Here is a 1,539-nt window from a genome sequence, read left to right on the forward strand (position 1 = left end):
CGGCAGAACATACCCGGGCATGGCGCTGTACGCATAGCGGTAGTAACGCCGCATGATGTCGATCGGGGTCAGTAATCGATCGCTGAACTGGACGAAAACAACATCTCTGATCGCCATGTTCCCCGCCGTCCGCTCGGCCTCACGGTCCATGTCTCCTAGGGACACGCGCAGGGGAGGAGACGGGTTCACCCCGGCCTCCGATCGGCCACGGCGGCATCGGGATCACGCCACAGGGCCCCGCCGTCCCCCGGCGGGGCCCAGGCGAGGTCAGACGAGCCGCCCGTCCCTGGCGACGACCCGGCCCGCCCGTACCACCAGGCGCGGCGCCGGCCGGTCCACCACGGCCTCGGCGACCGATCCGGCGGCCAGCAGCACGAAGTCGGCCGGGTCGCCGATCGCGAGCCGGGATCCGGGCAGGCCGAGCAGCGCCGCGCCGCCGTGGGCCACCAGGCGGTAGCAGGCGGCGAGTTCGGCGTCGGTGCGGGCGTCGGTGCGATAGGCCAGCAGATGGGCGCGGGCGATCATGTCACCGTCGCCGAACGGGCTCCAGGCGTCGCGTACCCCGTCGGATCCCGCCGCGACCAGCACCCCGTGGCCGGTGAGCGACGCGGTGGGCAGGACGGGGTCGGCGCCCAGCGCACAGGTCGTGAGGGAGATACCGGCCTCGGCCAGCAGCTCCGCGGTACGGGCCAGTTCGTCGCCGTCGAGGTCGGCGAGGCAGAACACATGGCTCAGGGTGACCCTGCCCCGCAGCTCCGCCGCGACCGTACGGCGGGCGATCTCGGCGACCTGGCGCAGCCCGCCGGCCCCTCCGTCGTGCAGATGGATGTCGAGGGGCACGTTCCGGGCGAGGGCCGTCGCGAAGAGGAAGTCCAGCTGACCGTGCATATCCCCGTCGATGCCCAGCGGGTCGAGGCCGCCGAGGATGTCGGCCCCCTCGGAAAGGGCCTGTTCGAGGAGTTCGGCGGTGCCGGGTTCGCTGATCAGACCGAGCTGGGGGAAGGCGACGATCTGGACGTCGAGGAGATGCCTCCGGGCGTCGGCGGCGGCCCGGACGCCCCGGACGCCGGAGAGCCCGTGCACCGGGGCGACGTCGACATGGGCGCGCATGGCGCGGGTGCCCCGGGCGACGGCGTGGTCCATCAGCGCGCCGGCCCGCTCCCCGACGGCGGCGGGGATACGGGACCTGGCCCGTACATCGCCCTCGATGAGGTCGCGGAGCGAGTGCGCGGGCTCCCGGCTCAGCCAGGGACCGCCCCAGGTCGTCTTATCCGGATGGATATGCGCGTCGACGGGCGAGGGCAGCGCGAGCGCCCCCGCGGCGTCCACGGTCACGCAGTCGGCGGGCGGCTCGGCCGGGTCGTACGCGGCGATCCGCCCATCGGAGACCAGAAGGTCGCGGACGCGTCCGTCCTCAGTGCGGACGGCGGTGAACAGGAGGGGGGTGTGCGGGGCCATGAGCCGGTGAACTCCTCGGTTCGTTCTCGGTGGTGGTCGGCGGGGGGGGAGGGAGACCGGACGGTCAGGTCCGGGCGGGCC

1 protein-coding gene is annotated in these 1,539 nt (G+C 73.4%); it reads right to left on the reverse strand.

Going from position 1 to position 1,539, the window contains the following annotated elements; genetic code table 11:
* Window positions 1-267: 267 nt before the first annotated feature.
* Window positions 268-1,458: an amidohydrolase gene (locus FF041_RS36925; protein ID WP_153527111.1), complete on the reverse strand. Its 1,191-nt coding sequence runs from the start codon at window positions 1,456-1,458 to the stop codon at window positions 268-270.
* Window positions 1,459-1,539 lie beyond the last annotated feature (81 nt).

Origin of the sequence: Streptomyces jumonjinensis (assembly GCF_009600885.1) — a bacterium.
Taxonomy (GTDB): domain Bacteria; phylum Actinomycetota; class Actinomycetes; order Streptomycetales; family Streptomycetaceae; genus Streptomyces; species Streptomyces jumonjinensis.

Coding starts and splice junctions, on each gene's coding strand:
- FF041_RS36925 (WP_153527111.1), bottom strand. CDS start 1,458: ATGGCCCCGCACACCCCCCTCCTGTTCACCGCCGTCCGCACTGAGGAC.